Here is a 23,504-nt window from a genome sequence, read left to right on the forward strand (position 1 = left end):
CCGCGACGGTAGGCGCCGTGAAAACAACCAAGCTGGTGCTCATCGCAGCCATCGCGACCGTGTTGGTGTCCACCACCTCCGCCGTCGCCGACCCCGAAGGCGGGACCGCGGGACGGCCTCCCGCCTGCCAGCCACCGCCGCAGGAGCAACCTCCGCCGCCCACGGCCACCACCGGCACCACGATCGGCCAGGCCTACTACTGCATCTTCGACCACCACTTCTCCGGCCCCGTTCTCGACAGCCGTTCGCTGCTGCAGCCCGCGTTCGCCGCGCTCACCCAGGAGTTGCAGCGGCGCGGGCTCGACCAGGCGACGGCGAACGCACCGGTGCTGACCGGCGACAAGAACGCCGACTGGAGGTCGTTCAGCCGGGCCTACGAGCGGATCGCGGCCGGCCTGCCGGACGACGCGAGCAGGCAGGCCACGGCCGAAGCCGCCCTGCGCGCCATGGTGGCGGCACTGGACGACAACCACGCGCGGTGGGTCGGCGTGCCGGAGGCCGACACCGTGCCCCTCGGTTTCCTGCCCTCGCACCTCCACGGTCCCGGGCTGATCGACCCCGCCGCGACCGATCCGGTGTTCGTCACCGACGTGCTGCCCGGCAGTGCCGCCGCCGGCGCGGGCGTTCGGCCGGGCGACGAGATCCTCACCGTCAACGACGTGCCGCCCTACATCCGCGGTACCGCCGTGCCGGGCGTGGTCGACTGGATCCTCGACGCCGTGGAAGGGGAAACGGTGCGGATGAGCGTTCACCGGCCCTCGAGCGGCGAGACGCTCGACTTCAGCATGACCGCGGTGGCACCCCCGCCCCCGTCCGGGCCGCCGCAGCACGAAGCCGAACTGCTGCCGGGGGACCTGGCCTACGTCAAGCTGCCGGGATTCGGGCCACCGGCCGCGGACACCGTGTTCGCGGCCATCGCGAAGCTGGGTGAGGGCCGGAAGCTGCGCGGTGTGGTGCTCGACCTGCGCGGCAACGGTGGCGGCTCGCCGGAGCAGGTGGCGCGGCTGCTGGGCGGCTGGGCGCACGGCAAGACCATCAGCTACTGGTGCGACGCGCTGGGCAAGTGCACCCCGAACCGCACCGACGACTCGGTGCCGCTGGTGAACCTGCCGCTGGTCGCACTGACCGACCGGAACTGCGCGTCGGCGTGTGACGCCTTCTCCAGCGCGGTCAAGGACCTCCGCCTCGGCACGCTCGTCGGCGCGCGCACGGCGGGTGCGGTTTCGGGGCCCAGCCAGGGCCACCTGCTGCACAACAACACCGGGCTCATGCTGCCCGAGCGGCACGAGATCGGGGCCAACCGGGAGAAGATCGACACCGTCGGGGTGCCGCCGGACCACTACGCCCCGATGACCGCGATGGCCCTGTCCACCGGGCAGGACCCCGGCGTGGCCAAGGCGCTCACCCTGTTCCCGTGAGGCGTTAACGCCACTGACACCGGGCATCCGGTAGTACTCGGCGATGCGGGTTCTGGTTGCCGAGGACGAACGTGATCTGGCGGATCTGGTCGCACTGGGGCTGCGGCGGCACGCCATGGCGGTCGACGTGGCCTACGACGGGCTCGCCGCGTCGGAACGGCTGGCGGTCAACGACTACGACGTCCTGGTCCTGGATCGCGACCTGCCCGGCAGGCACGGCGACGTGCTCTGCCGGGATCTGGTCCGGTCCGGCGCGCGGACCAGGGTGCTGATGCTGACCGCCGCCGCTTCGGTGCCCGAGCGCGTCGCCGGGCTGTCCATCGGCGCTGACGACTACCTTCCGAAACCCTTCGACTACACCGAACTCGTGGCCAGGGTGCAGGCACTCGGCCGGCGCAGCCAGGTACCGCTGCCGCCGGTGCTGGAGCGCCACGGGATCGTGCTCGACACCCACCGGCTGCAGGTTTCCCGCGACGGGCGGTTCCTGCGGCTTTCCCTGAAGGAGTACGCCGTGCTGGAAGTGCTGATGCGGGCGAACGGGAGCGTGGTGAGCGCGGAGACCTTGCTGGAGTCGGCGTGGGACGAGCACGCCGACCCGTTCACCACGGTGGTGCGCGTGATCATCAGCAGGCTGCGCGCGAAACTCGGCGACCCGCCGTGCATCCGCACCGTGCCCGGCGCCGGGTACCTGTTGTGAGGCGGCGGACCATCCGGGTCCGGCTCACCGCGCTCTACTCCGGCCTCTTCCTGATCACCTCGACAACCCTTCTGATCGTGGTGACCTTGCTGCTCGGGGACACCCTGCAGGCCAGGGTCTCGGACATCAGCCCGCCGGAACCGCGGCCGGACATGCCAGGGCGGGGAGCACCGCCGCTGCCGCCAGGGGTGAGCACCCTGCCCGAGGAGGTGGTGGACTACCAGTGGGTGGTCAGCGCCATCACGATCGCCGTGCTGACCGTGCTTTCCGTGGTCGCCGGCTGGTGGCTGGCCGGGCGGATGCTGCGTCCGCTGCGCCGGATCACCGCCACCGCGCAGCGGCTCTCGGTGTCCACTCTGGACGAACGGATCGCGCTCTCCGGGCCGGACGACGAACTCAAGGAACTCGCCGACACCTTCGACGCGATGCTGGGGCGCCTCGAACGCTCGGTGGAAAGCCAGCGCCGGTTCATCGCCAACGCCGCGCACGAACTGCGGACCCCGCTGGCCACCCAGCGGGCCGCGATCCAGATCGGCCTGGAGGACCCGGCCGATCTGCCCGCGGTGCGGGAGAAACTGCTCACGCACAACCGGAGGACCGAGGTGCTGATCGACTCGCTGCTGGTGCTCGCCGAAGCCGGGCACGGCCTCGACCAGGCCGAACCCGTGGACCTCGGCCGGCTGATCCGGCAGGCTTCCGACGAGGCCGGCACACCCGGGCTCAGCCTCACCATGGCCGTCGAGCCCGTCTGGGTACGTGGCGATCCCGTGCTCCTCAACCGGTTGCTGGGCAACCTGCTGGACAACGCCGTCCGCTACAACACCCCGGCCGGACATGTCCACATCGGACTGACTCCGGACGGCGTGCTCACCGTGCGCAACACCGGGCCGGAAGTACCCGAGGACCGGGTGCCGGACCTGTTCCAGCCGTTCCGCCGGCTGCACACCCGCACCGCCGACGGTGCCGGACTGGGCCTGTCCATCGTCGCCTCGATCGCCGAAGCCCACCACGCCGCGGTGCGCGCACGGCCGAACCCGGGCGGCGGGCTGGAAGTGACCGTCACCTTCCGGGAGATCGGTCATGCCACCCACCGCTCCGGCCGGAATGCCGCGCGCCACGGCGCTGAACGCGGTGCTTGAAATCCCGGAGAACGTCGCCGACGATGCGGGCAATTCGACGGCGGTGTGAGGTGAGTTCCGAACGAAGGCCCCGCCTCCACGAGAGGAGGCGGGGCCTTTCGGGCGTCACCCGATGAGCGCGGTGGCTGCGCACGAGCGCGTGCTTGCGCCAGTCCGCCGAGCGCGGATCGCGAAACGGGGCGGACGTACTGCCAAAGGCAGGTTCTCGTACCAGCGGTGGCCGGTGCCAGTACACCGCCGCCAGCCGTGGGATCAGCCGTTGTCCGCAGCGGGCTTGAGCGTGCTGACCGGCGAAGCTGCTCGGCGGGTCTCGACCGGGGTGTTCGGCCGCGTGGCCAGACCGAGGTCCGTCCGGTGGAGCCCGCTCGGAGGTCCAGGCCGAGGCCTCCATCGCGACTCCTCGGGAGGACGCCCACGGTTGTCGCTTGCTCCCTATCCGCGACGAGAACAGGCGTCGACTGCAGCGCCAACTCCTCATTGCACGTAGTTCAACAATGTCCTGGTAAATGCCGCATCGGCGCGTTACGGTCCAATGGGGTGACGTGATAATTGTGCATTTTTTCAGCGAGTGACTGCTCGGCTATTCGACGTGCACGTCCCGATGCACGTGCAGTGGATCTGCTCACCGGCCTTCCGCAGATTCGAATTTCCCAAGATCGAAAGATTGTTTTCCCAGTTGACGCCACCCCTGGCTGGTCTTTCCAAGATCCACTCCGCCGTGCTGGGGCATCCGGGTTGTTTGAGTTCGGCGGTCAGTGGGAAAACAGCGGCCACGCAGGTTCGTCCTGCTGGTGGAGTCGGTGGGTGGATCGACTCCGTGAAGCCGCTCAGGCGGTTGCTGGTCCCTTGTGTGCTTCAGTGCGCGCTCGCACGCCCTGGCGAGAAAAATGTGACGCCGTTCAATATGTGGAACAGTGGCTGAAACGTCGACACGTTGGGTAGCATCCCACCGTCCGACTTCGTTGTCGGATTCCCACACTTGGCGGTACTGACGATCTCCGGCGCCCGGCAGCGTGTTGTCCCGGTCGTCGACTGCGGGCGGATCGAGCGGTGCCGTGGGGGCAGTGTCCACAATTCACGATCATTTCCATTGAAGACTTTCCGGCGATTTTCGGAGGATTTCGGTTATGCAGCGGGCAGAAGACGGCCGCGACGGTGCGGCCAGACCGGCGGTGGCCGCGGAGGAACTCTCCGCGCTCCTCACGCGGCTGGCGCGCCGGCACGGGGTTCCGGGAGCGCAGCTCGCGCTCCGGCAAGGTGACGAAGAGACAGTGGTCCAGACCGGTGTGACGCGCCAGGGCGGCGCGGAACCGATGACCGCCGCGTCCCCCGTGCCGATCGGGTCGATCACCAAGCTGGCCACCGCCACCGTGGTGCTGGCCCTCGTCGCCGACGACGACCTGGACCTGGACGAACCCGCCGGGGAGGTGCTGGGGGTGGCGGGCCTGGCCGGCGAGCTCACGGTGCGCAGGCTGCTGAGCCACACCAGCGGCCTGCCTTCCGACCCCGTCGACGTCGCCGGAAGCTGCCTGCGCGAGGTGCGCGACGCGCGCGCCGTTTGCCCCGCGGGGACCGCCTTCTCCTACTCGAACCTCGGCTACGCGCTGGTCGGCTCGCTGATCGAGGCGGTGACGGGGATGACCTGGCGCGAAGCCGTCGAGGCGATCCTCCTGCGCCCGCTGGACCTCGAGCCCGTCTACGTCGCGGACGACCGGGCCGTTCCCGGGCACGCCCGCGCGACCGGCCCGGCGGGGGCGCGGCCGGTCGAGCAGTTCCTGCCGCCGATGCTCGAACCCGCCGGAGCACTGGCACTGAGCGCCGGTGCCCTGGCCGAACTGGGCCGGGTCCATCTCGGCAAGCCGGGCCTGCTCGACGTGGTGACCGCCGCCGACATGCACCGCCCGGTCGAAGGCGCTGAGCCGTTCGGGCTCGCCGACGGCTGGGGACTCGGCGTCGCGCACTTCGGCGCGGGGGACGAGACCTGGCTCGGCCACGACGGCAACGCCGACGGCACCTCCTGCTTCCTGCGCATCGACCAGGCCGGCGCCTGCGTCGTGGCGCTGACCTCGAACAGCGTGGCCGGGAGCGACCTCTGGCACGACCTGGTCGGCGAACTGGACACGCTGGGCATCTCCCTGCCGGTCCGCGCCACCCGGAGTGCCGGTGCCCGCCGGGTGCCGCTGCCCGGCGGTGACTTCGGCACCTACCGCAACGGTGCCGTCGAGTACACGATCCGGCCGGACGAGACCGGCGCCGCCCTCGACGTCGACGGCGAAGTGTTCCCGGAGCTCGAACGGTACGACGACGCCACGTTCACCGTCCGCGACCCGGCCACCGGCCGCGCGACCCCCTGTGGCCGGTTCCGCGGCGAACCCGGTGCGGCCACCGCGGTCGACGTCGGCGGACGGATCGCCCGGCGCCACTGAGCGCGACCTCCCCCTCCCCGCCCACCTCCGGTGGGTTCCCCCGTTGTGCCCGGAAGGTGCGAAAACGATGACCGTGCAAGACACGCCGAGGAGTGCGGACGGCGACGCGGCGGCGAGAACCGGTGCCCTGCCCGAGTTGTTCGCCGCCCAGGTGCGTTCGACGCCGCAGGCGATCGCCCTGGACGGGGCCGGGGTCCGGCTGACCTACGCCGAGCTCGCGGAGCGCGCCGAAGCGCTCGCCGCCCGGCTGGCCCGGCTCGGTGTCGGGGCGGAGGACCGGGTCGGCGTGCTCGGCGAGCGCTCGGCCGGACTGGTCGTGGCGGAGCTGGCGACCGTGGTGGCGGGCGGGGTCTACGTGCCGCTGGACGACCGCGCCCCGGACGAGCGGCTGCGGCTGGTGCTGGCCACGGCCGGGGTCTCGGTTTTGGTGACCGACGACCCCGTGCGTGCCGCGCGGCTCCACGACGGCCCGGTCGTCGTCGCCGGGAGCGAACCGCCGTCCACGGGTTTCACACCACCACGGGTGGCCGGTGACCAGCTCGCCTACCTCATGCACACCTCGGGCTCCACGGGAACACCCAAGGGCGTGGCGGTCCGCCACCGGGACGTGGCGGCGCTGGCAGCAGACAGCCGCTTCTCCGGCGGCGCGCACCGGCGGGTGCTGCTGCACTCACCGGCGGCGTTCGACGCGTCCACCTACGAACTGTGGGTGCCGCTGCTCAACGGCGGCACGGTCGTGCTCGCGCCGCCCGGTGACCTGGACGTGGAGGCGTTGCGCGGGCTGCTCACGCGGCACGCCGTCACCTCGCTCTGGCTGACCGCCGGCCTGTTCCGCGTGGTGGCGCAGGAAGCCCCGGACTGCTTCCGCGGGGTGCGCGAAGTGTGGACGGGCGGCGACGTCGTGCCCGCCGGAGCCGTGCGGCGGGTGCTGCGCGGGTGTCCCGGCCTGACCGTGGTCGACGGCTACGGGCCGACCGAGACCACCACCTTCGCGACGAGCCACCGGATGACGTCGGCGGACCAGGTCCCGGACGTGGTGCCGATCGGCCGCCCGCTGGACGAAGTCGGCGTACGGGTGCTCGACGGTGCCCTGGTTCCGGTCCCGCCGGGCGAGCCGGGGGAACTGCACCTCGCCGGTGCCGGACTGGCCCGCGGTTACTGGGCCCGGCCCGGCGCGACCGCGGACGCGTTCGTGGCCGATCCGCTGGGTGCGCCGGGGGAGCGGATGTACCGCACCGGCGACCTGGTGCGCGACAACGGGAACGGGGAGCTGGAGTTCCTCGGCCGGGCCGACGACCAGGTCAAGATCCGCGGGTTCCGGGTCGAACTCGGGGAGATCGAAGCCGTGCTCGCCGCCGCGCCCGGTGTGGCGGAAGCCGTGGTGGTCGCCAGGGAAGACCGCCCGGGGGTGAAGCGGCTGGTCGCCTACGTCGTGGCGTCGCCGGACGGACCGCCCGGCGATCTTGCGGAGACGGCCGCCGTCTCCCTGGCGGACTACATGGTGCCCTCCGCGTTCGTGTTCCTGGACGCGCTTCCGTTGAGCGGCAACGGAAAGGTCGACCGCCGTGCGTTGCCGGCGCCGCAGGCGGCAGAAGCCAGGACCGAACCCCGCACGGACACCGAACGCGAGGTGGCCCGGCTACTGGCGGACGTGCTGGGCGTGGACCACATCGGTGTCGACGAGGACTTCTTCGCGCTCGGCGGCGATTCGATCCTCGCCGTGCAGGCGTTGTCGCGCCTGCGGCGGAAGTTCGGCGCGCACCTCTCCGCGCGGGCGGTGTTCGACGCCCCCAGCGTCGCCGGACTGGCCTCGCTGCTGGACGAGGCGCCCCGCGCCGGCGAGAGCGTGATCCCCGCGACTCCGGTCGCGGAGGTGCTGCCGCTTTCCCCGGCCCAGCGCCGGTTGTGGTTCCTCGACGAACTGGCCGGTGGCAACGCCGAGTACAACACCGGCGTCGGTCTCCGCCTGTCCGGGCCGCTCGATCTCGACGCCCTGCGCGGGGCGTTCGCGTCCCTCTGCGCCCGGCACGAGTCGCTGCGGACGACCTTCGACTCCATCGCCGGTGAAGGTGTGCAGCGGATCGCCCCGGCCGGTGAGATCCCGCTGCGGATCGCGACCTCCCCCGCGGACGACGAAGCGCTCGAGGCCGAGCTGAGCGCGCCGTTCGACCTGCGCACCGGGCCGCTGACGCGGGCGGTGCTGTATCCCCATGGCCCGGAGGAGCACGTGCTCCTGCTGTGCCAGCACCACATCGTCACCGACGGCCGCTCGGTCGGCATCCTGACCGCCGAGTTGCTCGACTTCTACGCCGGTGTCACGCCGCCGCCCCTGCCCGTGGCCTACCGCGACTACACGCTCTGGCGGCAGCGGTCCGATCACGACAGTCAGCTGCCGTACTGGCGTGCGCGGCTCGACGGGCTCGAACCGCTGGCCATGCCGGCCGACCGGCCGCGGCCACCCCGGCGGAGCACCGAAGGCGCGGTCCACCACCACGATCTGCCCGCGGACCTCGTACGCCGCGTTTCCGACACCGGACGCCGGTTCGGCGCCACGCCGTTCATGACGCTGACCGCCGCCGTGCAACTGCTCCTGGCGGCGTACGGCGGCCAGCGCGACATCGCCGTCGGGACCGCGGTGGCCGGGCGGGACCGGCCCGAACTCGAACCGCTGACCGGGTTCTTCGTCAACACGCTGGTGCTGCGGTCGCAAGTGGACGGTGTACAGCCGTTCTCCGGTTTCCTCGAGGGCTTCCGCGAGACCGTGCTGGACGCGTTCGCGCACGGCGACGTCTCGTTCGACCGCGTGGTCGAAGAAGTCCAGCCGGACCGCGATCCGGCGAGGACGCCGCTGGTCCAGGCCGTCGTCGTGCTGCAGACCCCGCTGGTGCGGCCGCGCGAGGCCGCCGGTCTGCGGGTCAGCGAGTTCGGCCTGCCGCGCCCGTCGGCCCGGTTCGAGCTGGTCATCGAGTTCTGGCCGCGGGAGGACGGGCTGCGGGTCACCGTGGAGTACGCCACTGCGCTCTTCGACGCGGCGACGATCCAGCGGCTGACCGCGAGCCTGGAGGTGCTCCTCGCCGCCATCGCCGCCGACCCGGCCCGCCCGGTGGGTGACCTCCCGCTGGTGGCGCCGCAGGACCGCCGGTTCCTGCTCGGCGACGGTGAACCGGCGGAAGCACCGGCCGCCACGGTGCCCGAGCTGTTCGACCGCACCGCCGAACGCCACCCGGACACCCCGGCCGTGCTCTGCGGTGACCGCCGATGGGACTACGGCGAACTGCGGGCCAGGGCCGACCGGCTCGCCGGGCGCCTGGTCCGGCTCGGTGTCCGCCCTGAGGACCGGGTCGGCGTGCTCATGGACCGCTCGGCCGAACTGGTCGTGGCCGTGCTGGCGATCCTCAAGGCCGGTGGCGCCTACCTCCCGCTGGACCTGCGTGCGCCGGAGGACCGCCTGCGTTCGCTGCTCGACGGGACACAGGTCCTGCTCACCGACGACCGGTGGCAGGACATCGCCAGCACCGTCCACATCGGACAGGCCTGGCTCGTGGGCGACGAAGTCGAAGAGCCGGCGCGGGCTCCCGAGGTGCGGCTCAGCCCGGACAACCTGGCCTACGTCGAGTACACCTCGGGCTCCACCGGCGTGCCCAAGGGCGTGGCGATCCGGCACGCCGACGTGGTGGCCCTCGCCGCGGATCCGCGCTTCGCCGGTGGTGACCACGAGCGCGTCCTGCTGCACTCACCGCTGGCCTTCGACGCCTCCACCTACGAGCTGTGGGTCCCGTTGCTCAACGGCGGCACCGTGGTGGTGGCGCCGCCCGGCGACGTGGACGCCGACTCGGTCCGAGGGCTCACCGCCCGGCACGGGGTCACCGCGATGTGGCTCACGGCCGGGCTGTTCCGGCTCTTCGCCGAGGAGGCACCGGACTGCTTCGCGGGCTTGCGCGCGGTCTGGACCGGCGGGGACGTCGTCCCGCCCGAAGCCGTGCGGCGGGTGCTGGGCGAGTGCCCGCGGCTCGCCGTGGTCGACGGCTACGGCCCGACCGAGACCACCACGTTCGCCACCTCCTTCCGGATGGCTTCGGCCGAGGCGGTCCCCGGCGTGGTGCCGATCGGCACCCCGTTGACCGGCATGCGGGTGTACCTGCTCGACGACGGGCTGCGCCCGGTCCCGCGTGGCGCGCTCGGTGAGATCTGCATCGCCGGGCCGGGGCTCGCCCGCGGTTACGCCGGTCAGCCCGGCGCGACCGCCGACCGGTTCGTCGCCTGCCCCTTCGGCACCCCGGGCGAGCGGATGTACCGCACCGGCGACCGGGGCCGGTGGCGCACCGACGGCACGCTCGAATTCGCCGGCCGCGCCGACGACCAGGTCAAGATCCGCGGCTTCCGGGTCGAGCCGGGAGAGGTGGAACGTGCGCTGGCCGCCGAACCCGCGGTGGCGCAGGCCGTGGTCGTGGTGCGCGCGACCGGCGGGCGCAACCGCCTGATCGCCTACGTCGTCCCGGCCGGACGATCCACTGAATCCACTGTGGACACCGAAGACCTGCGCCGGGCGCTGGCGCGCACGCTGCCGGACTACCTCGTGCCCTCGGCCATCCTCGTGCTCGACGCGCTGCCGCTGAACGCCAACGGCAAGGTCGACCGGCGTGCCCTGCCGGAGCCGCGGTTCGAGGCCGGTGACCGCTTCGTGGCGCCGCGCACCGAAGGAGAGGCGTTGCTCGCCGGGATCTGGGCCGACGTGCTCGGGCTGGCCCGCGTCGGTGTCGACGACAACTTCTTCACCCTCGGCGGCGACTCCATCCTCAGCATCCAGGTCAGCGCCCGCGCCCGGCGGGAAGGCCTGGCGGTGAGCACGGCCGACCTGTTCCGGCACCAGACCATCGCGGCACTCGCCCCGACGATCGCCGCCGACACCGCCGAGGCCGGCGCGGTCCAGGGGCCGGAGTCCGGCGAGATCGTGCCGACGCCGATCCAGCGCTGGTTCTTCGAAAACGTGGCGGTGCCGGACCGGTTCGACCAGGCCATCGCGGTCGAGCTGACCGAGGACGTCGGCGAGGTACCGCTGACCGCCGCGATGGACGCGCTGGTCGAGCACCACGACGCCCTGCGGACGCGGTACACCCGCGAAGGCGACCGGTGGCGGCTGCACAACGTGCCCCCCGGCGACGAGCATTCGCTGCTGCGGTGGCGGCTGTCCGGGCCGCCCACCCGGCGCGTGCTGCACCTGTCCGCGCACCACCTCGTCGTCGACGGGGTGTCGTGGCGGATCCTGCTCGAGGACCTCGACCGGGCCTACCGGCAGCTGGTGCACGGTGATCCGGTCGACCTCGGCCCGCGCACGACCTCCTACCGCGAATGGGCGGCGCGGCTGTCCGCCCACGCGGGTTCCGGTGGCTTCGACGACGAACTCGGCCACTGGCGCGGTTTGCCCGCGGCCACGCCGATCCCGGTCGACGGCTCCGGCGCGAACACCGTCGCCCAGGCGCGCGAGGTGACCGTCCGGCTCACCGCCGAGGAGACGCGGGCGTTGTTGCGCGAGGTGCCCGGGGTGTACCGGACGCAGGTCAACGATGTGCTGCTGACCGCGCTGGGGCGGGTGCTGGGGGAGTGGACCGGTGGGGTGCCGGTGATCGACGTCGAGGGACACGGCCGGGAGGACCTGTTCGAGGGGGTCGATTCGTCCCGGACGGTCGGCTGGTTCACCAGTATTTTCCCGGTGGCGCTGGATGTTCCCGAGGATTGGGGTGTGGCGCTGAAGTCGGTGAAGGAGCAGTTGCGGGCGGTGCCCCGGCGTGGGATCGGGTATGGCGCGCTGCGTTACCTGGCCGGGACGGCTCCCGTGATCGATCCGCAGGTCAGCTTCAACTACCTCGGCCAGTTCGACCTCTCCGGTGCGCTGTACGCGGGTTCGCGCGACGGCCTGACCCTGGACGCCGACCCCGCGGGCCGCCGCCCGCACCTGCTCGAGGTGGTCGGCCAGGTCGACGCCGGCGCCCTCCGGTTCACCTGGCACTACGCCGAAGGCGTGCACGACGAAGCCACCGTGACCCGGCTCGCCGACGACCTGCTCGCTGCTTTGCGCGGCATCATCGAGCACTGCGCCACCCCCGGCGCCGGCGGCCGGACCCCGTCGGACTTCCCGCTGGCCGGGCTCGGCCAGGCGGAGCTGGACGAGCTGGCCGGCGACGGCGGGAACGTCGAGGACATCTACCCGCTGACCCCGATGCAGGCCGGCATGGTGTTCCACGGGCTGGCCCAGGACGGCGACCGGGTCTACGTCGAGCAGATCTCCTTCACCCTCGACGACGTGCCCGACCCGCGCCGGCTCGGCGCGCACTGGCAGCGGATCGTCGAGCGGACACCGGTGCTGCGCAGCCGGGTCGTCTGGGACGGTGTGCCCCGGCCGGTGCAGCTGGTCCAGCGCACCGCCGAAGTCCCGGTGTCCTATCCGGACTGGTCCGGGAAGGACGCGGACGAACAACTGCGGCGGCTGCTCGCCGAGGACCTCGCCGCAGGGCTGGAGCTGACGCGGGCGCCGTTGATGCGCTTGGTCATCGCCAGGGACTCGGCCACGTCGGTGCGGGTCGTGTGGACCTTCCACCACCTGCTGCTCGACGGGTGGAGCGTGTTCGGGGTGCTCTCCGACCTGCTCGCACTGCAGCGCGGGGAGGAACCGCCCGCGCGGCGCCCGTTCCGCGACTACGCGGCCTGGCTCGCCGCGCAGGACGACCACCTCGCCGAAGCGCACTGGCGTACCCGGCTCGCGGGCGTCGCACCGACACCGCTGCCCGGCGGCCGCGCCGCCGGTCGCACGCACACCGCCAGCTCGACCGGCCGCGTCCCGGTGGACCTCGACGACGACACGACGGCCGCGGTGTACGCGTTCGCGCGGCGGCACCGGCTGACGGTGAACACCGTCGTGCAGGGCGCGTGGGCGGCGTTGCTGGCGCGCTACAGCGGCGAGGACGAGGTGTGCTTCGGCTCGACGGTGTCCGGGCGCCCGGCCGAACTACCCGGTGCGCACGACATCACCGGCCTGTTCATCGACACCCTGCCGGTGCGCGTGCGGCTCGACCGCGACCGCGGCGTCGCGGACTGGCTGCGTGCCCTGCAGGCCGACCAGGCGGAGGCCCGCCGGTTCGGGCACCTGGGGCTGCCCAGGTTGCAGGCGCTCGGCGGCACCGGTGAGAGCTTGTTCGACAGCATCGTGGTGTTCGAGAATTACCCGATCGGCGAGGTCTCCGGCCTGCGGGACGTCCGCGCGGCCGAGCGCACGAACTACCCGCTCGGTGTCGTCGCCTATCCCGGCGACCGCCTGTCGCTGGTGCTGACCCACGATCCCGTGCTGATCGGCGAGGCGCTCGCGCAGCGGCTCGCGGAGCACCTCGCCGCACTGGTCCGCGGCTTCGCCGCCGCGCCGCACCAGCCGGTGACCCGGGTGCCGATGCTGTCCCCGGACGAGATCCGGCACCTGCTCGAAGAGCGCAACGCCACCGCTCGTCCCCTTCCCGGTGAAGCGCTGCCCGAACTGTTCGCCGCCGCGGTGACCCGCGACCCCGGAGCGATCGCGCTGGTGACCGACGACGAATCGCTGTCCTACGGCGAACTCGACGCGCGAGCGAACCGCCTGGCCCACCGGCTGCGCGCGCTCGGCGTCGGGCCGGAGGACCGGGTCGCGCTCCTGGTGGACCGTTCGCCCGCGCTGGTCGTCGCCGAACTCGCGATCGTCAAGGCCGGCGGCGCCTACCTGCCGCTGGACCTGCGTGCCCCGGCCGACCGGCTGCGCCTGCTCCTGCGCGAGGCCGGGGCCGAGGTGCTGGTGACCGACCGGGTGTGGCTGGCCACCGCGGAGGACGTCCACAGTGGCGTGATCGTCACCGAGGCCGACGCCACGGACGAACCCGTGACGCCACCGGACGTGGTGACGCACCCCGACCAGCTGGCCTACGTCATCTACACCTCCGGCTCGACCGGGATCCCGAAGGGCGTGGCCGCGCGGCACCGCGACGTCGCCGCGCTGGCGGCCGACCGGCGGTTCGCCGCGCACGACCGCGTACTGCTGCACTCGCCGCAGGCTTTCGACGCGTCCACCTACGAGCTGTGGGTGCCGCTGCTCAACGGCGGCACGGTCGTGCTGGCCCCGCCCGGCGACCTCGACGTGCACACCCTCGGCCGGGCGCTCACCACGCACGGCGTGACCGGTGCGTTCCTCACCACCGGCCTGTTCCGGCTCGTCGCGCAGGAAGCGCCGGAGGTCTTCGCCGGCGTCCGCGAAGTGTGGACCGGTGGTGACGCCGTGCCCGCGGCGGCCCTGCGCCGCGTGCGGCGGGCCTGCCCGGACACCCTGGTCGCCGACGTCTACGGCCCCACCGAGACCACCACCTTCGCCACCGTGCACCCGCTGCCCGGCGACGTGCCCGACGTGGTGCCGATCGGCAGGCCGCTGGACAACACCCGCGTCTACGTCCTCGACGACGACCTGCAGCCCGCGCCGCCGGGCGCGCCCGGCGAACTGCACATCGCCGGGGCCGGGCTCGCCCGCGGTTACCTCGGCCGCCCCGGCGCGACCGCGGAACGGTTCATCGCCGACCCGTTCGGCCCGCCGGGGGAGAAGATGTACCGCACCGGTGACGTGGTGCGCTGGACCGACGACGGCGCACTGGAGTTCGTCGGCCGGGTCGACGAGCAGGTCAAGGTGCGTGGTTTCCGCGTCGAGCCGAGCGAGATCGAAGCCGCGCTGGGCGAGCACCCCGGCGTCGAACAGGCCGCCGTGCTCGCGCGGGCCGACGGCGGCGTGAAGCGGCTCGTCGCCTACGTCGTCGGCGAGACCGCCGGGCTGGCGGAGTTCCTCGCCCGGACGCTGCCGGACTACATGGTCCCCGCCGCGTTCGTCCAGCTGGATCGCTTCCCGGTCAACGTCAACGGGAAACTAGACCGCCACGCGCTGCCCGCGCCCGAGTTCGGCGTCCGCGAGCATGTGCCGCCGCGCACCGACCGTGAACGGCTGCTCACCGGCATCTGGGCCGAGGTGCTGGGGGCCGCACGGGTCGGCGTCACCGACGACTTCTTCGAGCTGGGCGGCGACTCGATCCTGAGCATCCAGGTGGTCTCGCGGGCCCGGCGAGCCGGGCTGGAACTGCTGCCCGGTGACCTGTTCGCCCACCGCACCCCGGCCGCGCTCGCCGCCGCGGCGCGCACCGCCACCGCGACCGCCGAACGCGGCCCGGTCAGCGGCCCGGTACCGCTCACCCCGATCCAGCGGTGGTTCTTCGCCACCCGGACCGCCGATCCCTGGCACTGCCACCAGTTCGTCCGCCTGGGACCGGAGCGGGTGGACCTCGAGGCGGCGGGCAAGGCCGTGGCGGCGTTGCTGGCACACCACGACGCGCTGCGGATGCGGTTCGACCGCAATAACAGCGCCGACAGCGGCGGGTGGCACCAGGAGAACGGCCCGGTCGGCGCCGACGCACCGCTGGTCCGCCTCGCCGCCACCGAGCACGGCGTCACCCTCGCCGTGCACCACCTCGTCGTCGACGGTGTCTCGTGGCGCGTGCTCGCCGAGGACTTCGACCGCGGTTACGAACAGGCGCTGCGGGGCGAGCCGATCGATCTGGGGCCGCGCACCACGTCGTTCCGCGAGTGGGCCACCCGGCTCACCGAGCACACCGCCGCCGGTGGCTTCGACGACGAACTCGGCCATTGGCGCGCGCTGCCCACCGGCACGGCGATCCCGGTGGACGGCGACGGCGAGGCGACCATCGCCTCGATGCGGTCGGTCACCGCCGGGCTCTCCGCGGCGGAGACGGCCGCCCTGCTGCGTGAGGTCCCCGCGGCCTACCGGACCCAGGTCAACGACGTCCTGCTGACCGCGCTGGGCCGTGTGCTGGGGGACTGGACCGGCCAGGTACCCGTCGTCGACCTGGAAGGGCACGGCCGGGAGGACCTGTTCGCCGGGGTCGACACCTCCCGCACGGTCGGCTGGTTCACCAGCGTCTTCCCGGTCGCGCTCGACGTCCCCGACGACTGGGGCCCGGCGCTGAAGTCGGTGAAGGAGCAGCTCCGGGCGGTGCCCCGGCGCGGGATCGGCTACGGCGCCCTGCGTTACCTGGCCGGCACGGCGCCCGCGATCGATCCGCAGGTCAGCTTCAACTACCTCGGCCAGTTCGGCTCGCACCGCCTGGAATCCGACGAAAGTCCGCACGCGACGCGGGCGCACCTGCTCGACGTGGTCGGCCGGGTGGAGGCGGGACAGCTCGAAGTCACCTGGTACTACGCCGACGGCGTGCACGATAAGTCCACAGTGGACCGGCTCGCGGGTGATCTGGTCGCCGCGCTGCGCGAGATCATCCGGCACTGCGCCCGGCCGGACGCGGGCGGCCGGACGCCGTCCGACTTCCCGCTCGCCGCGCTCGATCAGTCCACTGTGGATTCGATCGCCGGGGACGGCCGGGCGGTGGAGGACGTCTACCCGCTCACGCCGATGCAGGCAGGCATGGTCTTCCACGCCCTGTCCCAGCGCGAAGAACGCCTCTACTTCCAGCAGGTCGCGTTCGTCCTCGACGGGGCGAGCGATCCGGAGGCGCTGGCGCGGGCTTGGCAGCGGGTCGTCGACCGCACGCCCGTGCTGCGCACGCGCATCGTCTGGGAAGGCGTCCCGGAACCACTCCAGGTCGTGCAGCGGCGGGTCCGCGTCCCGGTCACCCACCACGACTGGCGCGGGTACGGCCCGGCGGAGCACGACCGGGCCTGGCAGGACGTGCTCGCCGCCGACCGCGCCGAGGGCCTGGACCTCACCGCCACCCCGCTGCTGCGCCTGACCCTGGCGCGGCTGTCGGACACCGAGATCCGGGTGCTGTGGACCTTCCACCACGTCCTGCTCGACGGCTGGAGCGTCTTCGGGGTGCTGTCGGACGTCTTCGCCGCCCACGCCGGCGCCGAGCTGCCCGAGCGGCCGCCCTTCCGGGACTACCTGCGGTGGCTGGCCCACCAGGACGACGCCGACGCGGAACAGCACTGGCGGGACGAGCTCGGCGATCTCACCGCACCCGCCCGGCTGCCCTTCGACCGGCCCCCGGCCCAGGCACACACCAGCCGCTCGGCGCAGTGGCTGCGCGTGTCCGTGGCGCGGTCCGCGCGGCTCCAGGAAGTCGCCCGGCGAGCCGGGCTGACGATGAACACCGTCCTGCAAGGGGCGTGGGCGCTGCTGCTCTCCCGGCTGAGCGGGGAACGCGACGTCTGTTTCGGCAGCACCGTTTCCGGCCGTCCCGTCGAACTGCCCGGCGCCGACGACATCACCGGGATCTTCATCAACACGCTGCCCGTGCGGGTCACCGCGGACCGCGCACCCGTCTCGGATTGGCTGGCCGCGTTGCAGGCGCGGCAGGTGGTCTCCCGCCGGTACGGGCACCTGCCGCTGACGAAGCTGCAAGGTTTCAGCGGGGCCACCGGCAGCCTCTTCGACAGCCTGGTCGTCTTCGAGAACTACCCGATCGACGCGGCCGCGCAGGAGGCACACGGGCTGCGGCTGCGGGAGGTCGATGCCGCCGAGACGACGAACTACCCGCTCACGGTGGTCGCCTCGCCGGGCGAAACGATCACCATCGACCTGGGCTACGACCCCGGCTTGTTCGACACCGCGACGGCCGAGCGGATCGCGCGGCAGCTCACCGGCGTGCTCGACGCCTTCGCCGAGGACCCGCACCGCTCGCTCGACGACATCGACGTGCTCACCGCCGACGAGCACCACCAGGTGCTCGTCGCCTGGAACGACACCGCCTGCCCCGTGCCGGAGGGCACCCTCGCCGGCCTGTTCGCCGGGCAGGTGGCCCGCACCCCGGACGCGGTCGCCCTCACCGGCGACGGCCTCGACCTGACCTACGCGGAGCTGGACGAGCGGGCCGACCGGCTCGCCGGGCAGTTGGCCGCCCTCGGCGCCGGACCCGAGACGCTGGTCGGGGTGCTGATGGACCGCTCGCCCGGCCTGGTCGTCGCGGAACTCGCCGCGGTCAAGGCGGGCGCGGCGTACGTGCCGCTCGACACCCGTGCTCCGGCACCGCGGCTGCGGACCTTGCTGACCGGTGTGCCGATCCTCGTCACCGAGGGAAGCCGGGCCGAGTTCGCCCGATCGGTCCACAGTGGACCTGTCGTGGTGCCCGGTGGGGAGAGCCCTGGTGCGCCGGTCGCGGTCGCCGAGCCGGACAACCTCGCCTACGTCATGTACACCTCGGGCTCGACGGGCAAGCCGAAGGGCGTGGCGGTGCGCCAGCGCGACGTCGTGGCCTTGGCGGCCGACCGGCGGTTCACCGGGCACCGGCGGGTGCTGATGCACGCGTCCCCCGCCTTCGACGCCTCGACCTACGAACTGTGGGTGCCGCTGCTCAACGGCGGCACGGTGGTGCTGGCCCCGCCCGGCGAACTCGACGTGGACACCCTCGGGCGCGTCATCGCCGAGCACCGGGTGGACGGCGCGTTCGTCACCGCGGGCCTGTTCCGCCTGCTGGCGCAGGAGGCCCCGGAGATCTTCCGCGGCATGCGCGAGGTCTGGGCAGGTGGGGACGCCGTGCCGGCGGACGCCGTCCGGCGGGTGCGCGAGGCCTGCCCCGGCACCGCCGTGGTGGACGGGTACGGCCCCACCGAGACCACCACCTTCGCGACGAGCCACCGGATGCCGGGCGCGGTCCCCGAGGTCATCCCGATCGGCGAGCCGCTGGACAACATGCGGGCCTACGTGCTCGACGCCGGCCTGCGGCCGGTGCCGCCGGGCGCGCCGGGGGAACTGCACCTGGCCGGGGCCGGACTGGCCCGCGGCTACCACGGCGACCCCGGCCTGACCGCGGACCGGTTCCGGCCGGACCCGTTCGGGCCGCCGGGGGAGCGGATGTACCGCACCGGCGACCTCGTCCGCTGGAACCCGCGCGGGGAACTGGAATACACCGGCCGCGCCGACGAGCAGGTCAAGGTCCGCGGGTTCCGGATCGAACCGGGGGAGATCGAGGCGGCGCTGGCCGCGCACCCCGCCATCGGCCAGGTCGCGGTACTGGCCAGGCAGGACCACGGGATCAAACGCCTCGTCGCCTACTACACCGGTGACCCGGCGGCGACCGGCGACCTCGCCGCGTTCCTCGGGCACACCCTGCCCGACTACATGGTGCCCGCCGCCTTCGTCCGGCTCGACCGCCTTCCGCTGAACGTCAACGGGAAGATCGATCGGCAGGCGCTGCCCGCCCCCGAGTTCGGTGGCGCCACCGGCGGCCGGACCGAGCCGGCGACCGGGGCCGAACGGACACTGGCCGCGATCTGGGCGGAGGTGCTGCACTGCGGTGACGTCGGTGCGGACGCGAACTTCTTCGCGCTCGGCGGCGACTCGATCCTCAGCATCCAGGTCGTCTCGCGAGCCCGCCGGGCCGGGCTGACCCTGTTGCCCCACGACGTGTTCCGGTACCCGACGCTCGCCGCACTGGCTGCCCACGCCGGCTCGGCGGCCGGTCCGCGTGCCGCGGAGCAGGGGCCGGTCACCGGCACGGCGCCGCTCACCCCGATCCAGCGGTGGTACCGCGCCACGCAACCGCGGCGGTTCGACCAGCGGGTGGTGCTGGAATTCGCCGAGGACGTCGACGAAACCGCTCTGCGTGGCGCGCTCGCGGCCGTCTGGGCACACCACGACGCGCTCCGCCTGCGCTTCCCGGACACCGGCGACCTCCAGCACGGTGACCCGGTCTCGCCGGCCGAGTTGCTGGTGGACGAGGTCGACTTCGATCCGGCGCGCGGTCCCTTGTTCGCGGCCGTGCTCGACGGGCGGCGGCTGCTGCTGGCCGCGCACCACCTCGTCGTGGACGGCGTGTCCTGGCGGGTCCTGCTCGAAGACCTGGAAACCGCCTACCGGGGCGGGGACCTCGGGCCGAAGACGACGTCCTATGTGGACTGGGCGAGGCGGCTCGCCGCGCACGCGGAGGCCGGTGGCTTCGACGACGAACTGGACCACTGGCGGAGCCTGCCGCCCGTGCGCCCGCTCCCCGCCGACGGCGCCGGTCCGGCCACGATCGCGGACATCGGCGAGGTGGTCACGAGGCTGACCGCCGAGGAGACGCGGGCGTTGCTGCGTGAGGTGCCGGAGGTGTACCGGACGCAGGTCAACGATGTGCTGCTGACCGCGCTGGGCCGGGTGCTGGGGGAGTGGACCGGCGGAGTTTCGGTGGTCGACGTGGAAGGGCACGGCCGGGAAGACCTGTTCGAGGGCGTCGATCTGTCCCGCACCGCCGGCTGGTTCACCAGTATTTTCCCGGTGGCGCTGAATGTTCCCGGCGACTGGGGTGCAGCGCTGAAGTCGGTGAAGGAGCAGTTGCGGGCGGTGCCCCGGCGTGGGATCGGGTACGGCGCGCTGCGTTACCTGGCCGGAACAGCTCCCGCGATCGATCCGCAGGTCAGCTTCAACTACCTCGGCCAGTTCGACGAAGCCGGCGGTGAGCTCTTCCGCGCCGGAGGGCTCGACGCCGACGTCGATCCGGACGCCGCCCGCACCCATGCCCTCGACGTCGTCGGCCGGGTCGTGGCCGGGACGCTGGAACTGAGCTGGAGCCACGGCACCGGAGCGCACCAGCGGCGCACCGTCGAAGACCTGGCCTGCCGCATGACCGCCGCGTTGCGGGAGATCATCGCGCACTGCGCCCGGCCGGACGCCGGTGGCCGGACGCCGTCCGACTTCCCGCTGGCCGCACTCGATCAGTCCACTGTGGATGCGCTGGCCGGGGACGGCCGGGCGGTGGAGGACATCTACCCGCTCACACCGATGCAGGGTGGCATGGTCTTCCACGGGCTTTCCCAGACCTCGCAGGGCATGTACGTCGAGCAGGCCACGTTCGTGCTGGACGGCGTGACCGAGCCGCGGCGGCTCGCCGCGGCCTGGCAGCAGGTCGTCGACCGGACCCCGGTCCTGCGCACCTCGTTCGTCTGGGCCGGGGTCGACGAGCCGGTGCAACTCGTGCACCGCGCGGCGCGGGTGCCGGTCCGCCACCTCGACTGGACCGGGTGCGACGAGCAGGAGCGCGCCGAGCGGCTGCGGCGGCTGCTGGCCGAGGACCGCGAGCACGGCCTCGACCTCGCGGTGGCCCCGCTGATGCGCGTGGTGCTGGCCCGGGTGTCGGACACCGAGGTCCAGGTGCTGTGGACCTTCCACCACGTGCTGCTCGACGGCTGGAGCGTCTTCCAGGTGCTCTCCGACGTCCGCGCCGCCTACGCCGGGCAGGCCCTGCCCGTCCGGCCGCCGTTCCGCGACTACCTGGCCTGGCTGGCCGAGCAGGACCAGGCCGAGGCCGAACGCTTCTGGCGGGCCGCGCTCGCCGGGATCGAGGGTCCCACCCCGGTTCCGGCCGACCGGGTCCCGGCCGCCGGGCACGCCGCGTGTTCGGCCGACTGGCTGCCCGTGCGGCTGGACGAGGCCGCGACCGCCCGCCTGGACGCGTTCGTCAAACGGCACGGCCTCACCCACAACGCCGTGCTGCAGGGGGCGTGGGCGCTGCTGCTGTCCCGCTACAGCGGGCACCACGAGGTCGTGTTCGGCGCCACCGCGTCCGGTCGCCCGGCCGAAGTGGCGGGGGTGGACGACATCACCGGCATCTTCATCAACACACTGCCGGTCCGGGTCACCGTCGACCGCGGCGCGCGGGTGGCCGGGTGGCTGGCCGGACTGCAGGCCGCCCAGGCGCAGGCCCGCCGCCACGGCCACCTGCCGCTGGCGCGCGTGCAGAGCTGGGCCGGGCTCCCGGAAGGGGTGAACCTGTGCGAGAGCCTGGTGGTGTTCGAGAACTACCCGATCACCGCCGCCGAAGCGACACCCGGCCTGACCGTGCGCGAGCTCTCGGCACGGGAGACGACGAACTTCCCGCTCACCGTGGTCGCCTCGCCGGGCCGTGAACTGGCCGTCGACCTCGGCTACGACCCGGCCCTGTTCGATGGCGAGACGGCCGGGCGCCTGGCCCGCCACCTGCTGACCCTGCTGGGTGAGCTGACCGCCGACGGCGACCGCCCGCTCGGCGCGGTCCCGATGAGCACCCCGGCCGAGGACGGCCTGCTGCGGCAGTGGACCGGCATCACCGCGGAGCCGCCGGCGCGGTCCCTGCCCGGCTTGTTCGCCGACCAGGTCCGCGCCCGGCCGGAGGCGATCGCGGCCGTGCTCGACGGCGAGGAGGTCACCTACGCGGAGCTGAACCGCCGGGCGAACCGCCTGGCCAACCGGCTGGTCGGGCTCGGGCTGCGGCCGGAGGAACCGGTCGGCCTCGCCGTCGGCCGCGCCGGGGCCGTGGTCGCCGAACTGGCCGTGGTCAAGGCGGGCGGGGCCTACCTGCCGCTCGACACGCGTGCCCCGGCCGAACGGCAACGGGTGCTGCTCGACGGGGTCCGGTTCGTCGTCGCCGAGACCGAGCAGCCGTTCACGCGGACGATCCTGCTGTCCTCTGTGGACGATGAACCCGACGGTGACCCCGCGGTCACCGTCGACGCCGGGCAACTGGCCTACGTCATGCACACCTCCGGTTCCACCGGCACCCCCAAGGGCGTCGCCGTCCGGCACCGCGACGTCGCCGCGCTGGCCGCGGACACCCGGTTCCACGGCGGTGCGCACGACCGGGTCCTGCTGCACTCCCCGCTGGCCTTCGACGCCACCACCTACGAACTGTGGGTGCCGCTGCTCACCGGCGGCCGGGTGGTCACCGCGCCGGACGGGAGCGTCGACGCGACGACGTTGCGCGAGCTGATCCGCGAGCGGGGCCTGACCGCGATGTGGAGCACGGCCGGGTTGTTCCGGGTGCTGGCCCAGGAGGCCCCGGACTGCTTCGCCGGGTTGCGCGAGGTGTGGACCGGCGGGGACGTCGTGCCGGCGGCCGCCGTGCGGCGTGTCCTGGAGGCCTGCCCCGGCCTGCGGATCGTCGACGGCTACGGGCCGACCGAGACGACCACCTTCGCCACCGCGCACCCGATGGACGTGACGGTCCCGGACCGGGTCCCGATCGGCAGCCCGCTGGACGGGGTGCGGGCTCACGTCCTGGACGCCGGACTGCGCCCGGTGCCGCCGGGTGTGCCCGGCGAGCTGTACCTGGCGGGCGCCGGGCTGGCCCGCGGGTACCGGAACCGCCCGGGGCTGACCGCCGACCGGTTCATCGCCGACCCGGCCGGCGACGGCGGGCGGATGTACCGCACCGGGGACCTCGTCCGCTGGACCGCGGAAGGCACGCTGGAGTTCCTCGGCCGCGTCGACGACCAGGTCAAGCTGCGTGGTTTCCGGGTGGAGCCCGGCGAGGTGGAAGCCGTGCTGGCCCGGCACCCGGAGGTGGCGCAGGCGGCGGTCGTGGTCCGCGAGGACCAGCCGGGCGTGAAGCGGCTGGTGGCCTACGTCGTCTCGGACACCGGCGAAGAGGCGCTCCGCGCGTTCCTGGCCGGGGAACTGCCGGACTACCTGGTGCCGTCCGCGTTCGTGGCGCTGGACCGGCTCCCGCTCAGCACCAACGGCAAGCTGGACCGGCGTGCGCTGCCCGCGCCCGCCGCGCCGGAGACCGGGCACGTCGAACCGGACACCGAGACCGAGCAGGCGCTCGCCGCGATCTGGGCCGACGTGCTCGGCACGACACCGATCGGCATCGAAGACAGCTTCTTCGCCCTCGGCGGCGATTCGCTGAAGGGCCTGCACATCGCGGCCAAGGCCAGTGCGCTGTTCGCCGTGCGGATCACCCCCGCCGACGTGCTCACCGCGCGCACCGTGGCCGGACTCGCCGGAACAGTCGAGGAACTCATCCTGGGCGAGCTGGAAAGCCTCGCCTCCGACCAGGAATCGTGAGGACAC

5 protein-coding genes are annotated in these 23,504 nt (G+C 73.0%); all 5 read left to right on the forward strand.

Features of this window, described 5'->3' with window-relative positions:
* Positions 1–17 precede the first annotated feature (17 nt).
* The 5 genes from JOM49_RS25510 to JOM49_RS25530 all read left to right on the forward strand — a co-directional run bounded on the left by JOM49_RS25510 (position 18) and on the right by JOM49_RS25530 (position 23,498).
* Positions 18–1,418: a S41 family peptidase gene (locus JOM49_RS25510; RefSeq protein ID WP_209666762.1), complete on the forward strand. Its 1,401-nt coding sequence runs from the start codon at positions 18–20 to the stop codon at positions 1,416–1,418.
* A gap of 43 nt (positions 1,419–1,461) precedes the next feature.
* Positions 1,462–2,115 (forward strand): response regulator transcription factor, encoded by a 654-nt coding sequence (locus JOM49_RS25515; RefSeq protein WP_209666763.1) that lies wholly within the window; start codon positions 1,462–1,464, stop codon positions 2,113–2,115.
* Positions 2,112–3,254: a sensor histidine kinase gene (locus JOM49_RS25520; protein WP_308158863.1), complete on the forward strand. Its 1,143-nt coding sequence runs from the start codon at positions 2,112–2,114 to the stop codon at positions 3,252–3,254. The genes JOM49_RS25515 and JOM49_RS25520 overlap by 4 nt, the downstream gene beginning before the upstream one ends.
* Positions 3,255–4,381: 1,127 nt before the next feature.
* A complete protein-coding gene (locus JOM49_RS25525; RefSeq protein ID WP_209666765.1) occupies positions 4,382–5,680 on the forward strand; it encodes a serine hydrolase domain-containing protein in 1,299 nt (432 codons plus the stop codon).
* A gap of 67 nt (positions 5,681–5,747) precedes the next feature.
* Entirely contained in the window at positions 5,748–23,498 is a 17,751-nt protein-coding gene (locus JOM49_RS25530; RefSeq protein WP_209666766.1) for a non-ribosomal peptide synthetase, read from the forward strand.
* Positions 23,499–23,504 lie beyond the last annotated feature (6 nt).

Origin of the sequence: Amycolatopsis magusensis, from assembly GCF_017875555.1 — a bacterium.
Lineage (GTDB): Bacteria > Actinomycetota > Actinomycetes > Mycobacteriales > Pseudonocardiaceae > Amycolatopsis > Amycolatopsis magusensis.

Coding starts and splice junctions, on each gene's coding strand:
- JOM49_RS25515 (WP_209666763.1), top strand. CDS start 1,462: ATGCGGGTTCTGGTTGCCGAGGACGAACGTGATCTGGCGGATCTGGTC.
- JOM49_RS25525 (WP_209666765.1), top strand. CDS start 4,382: ATGCAGCGGGCAGAAGACGGCCGCGACGGTGCGGCCAGACCGGCGGTG.
- JOM49_RS25530 (WP_209666766.1), top strand. CDS start 5,748: ATGACCGTGCAAGACACGCCGAGGAGTGCGGACGGCGACGCGGCGGCG.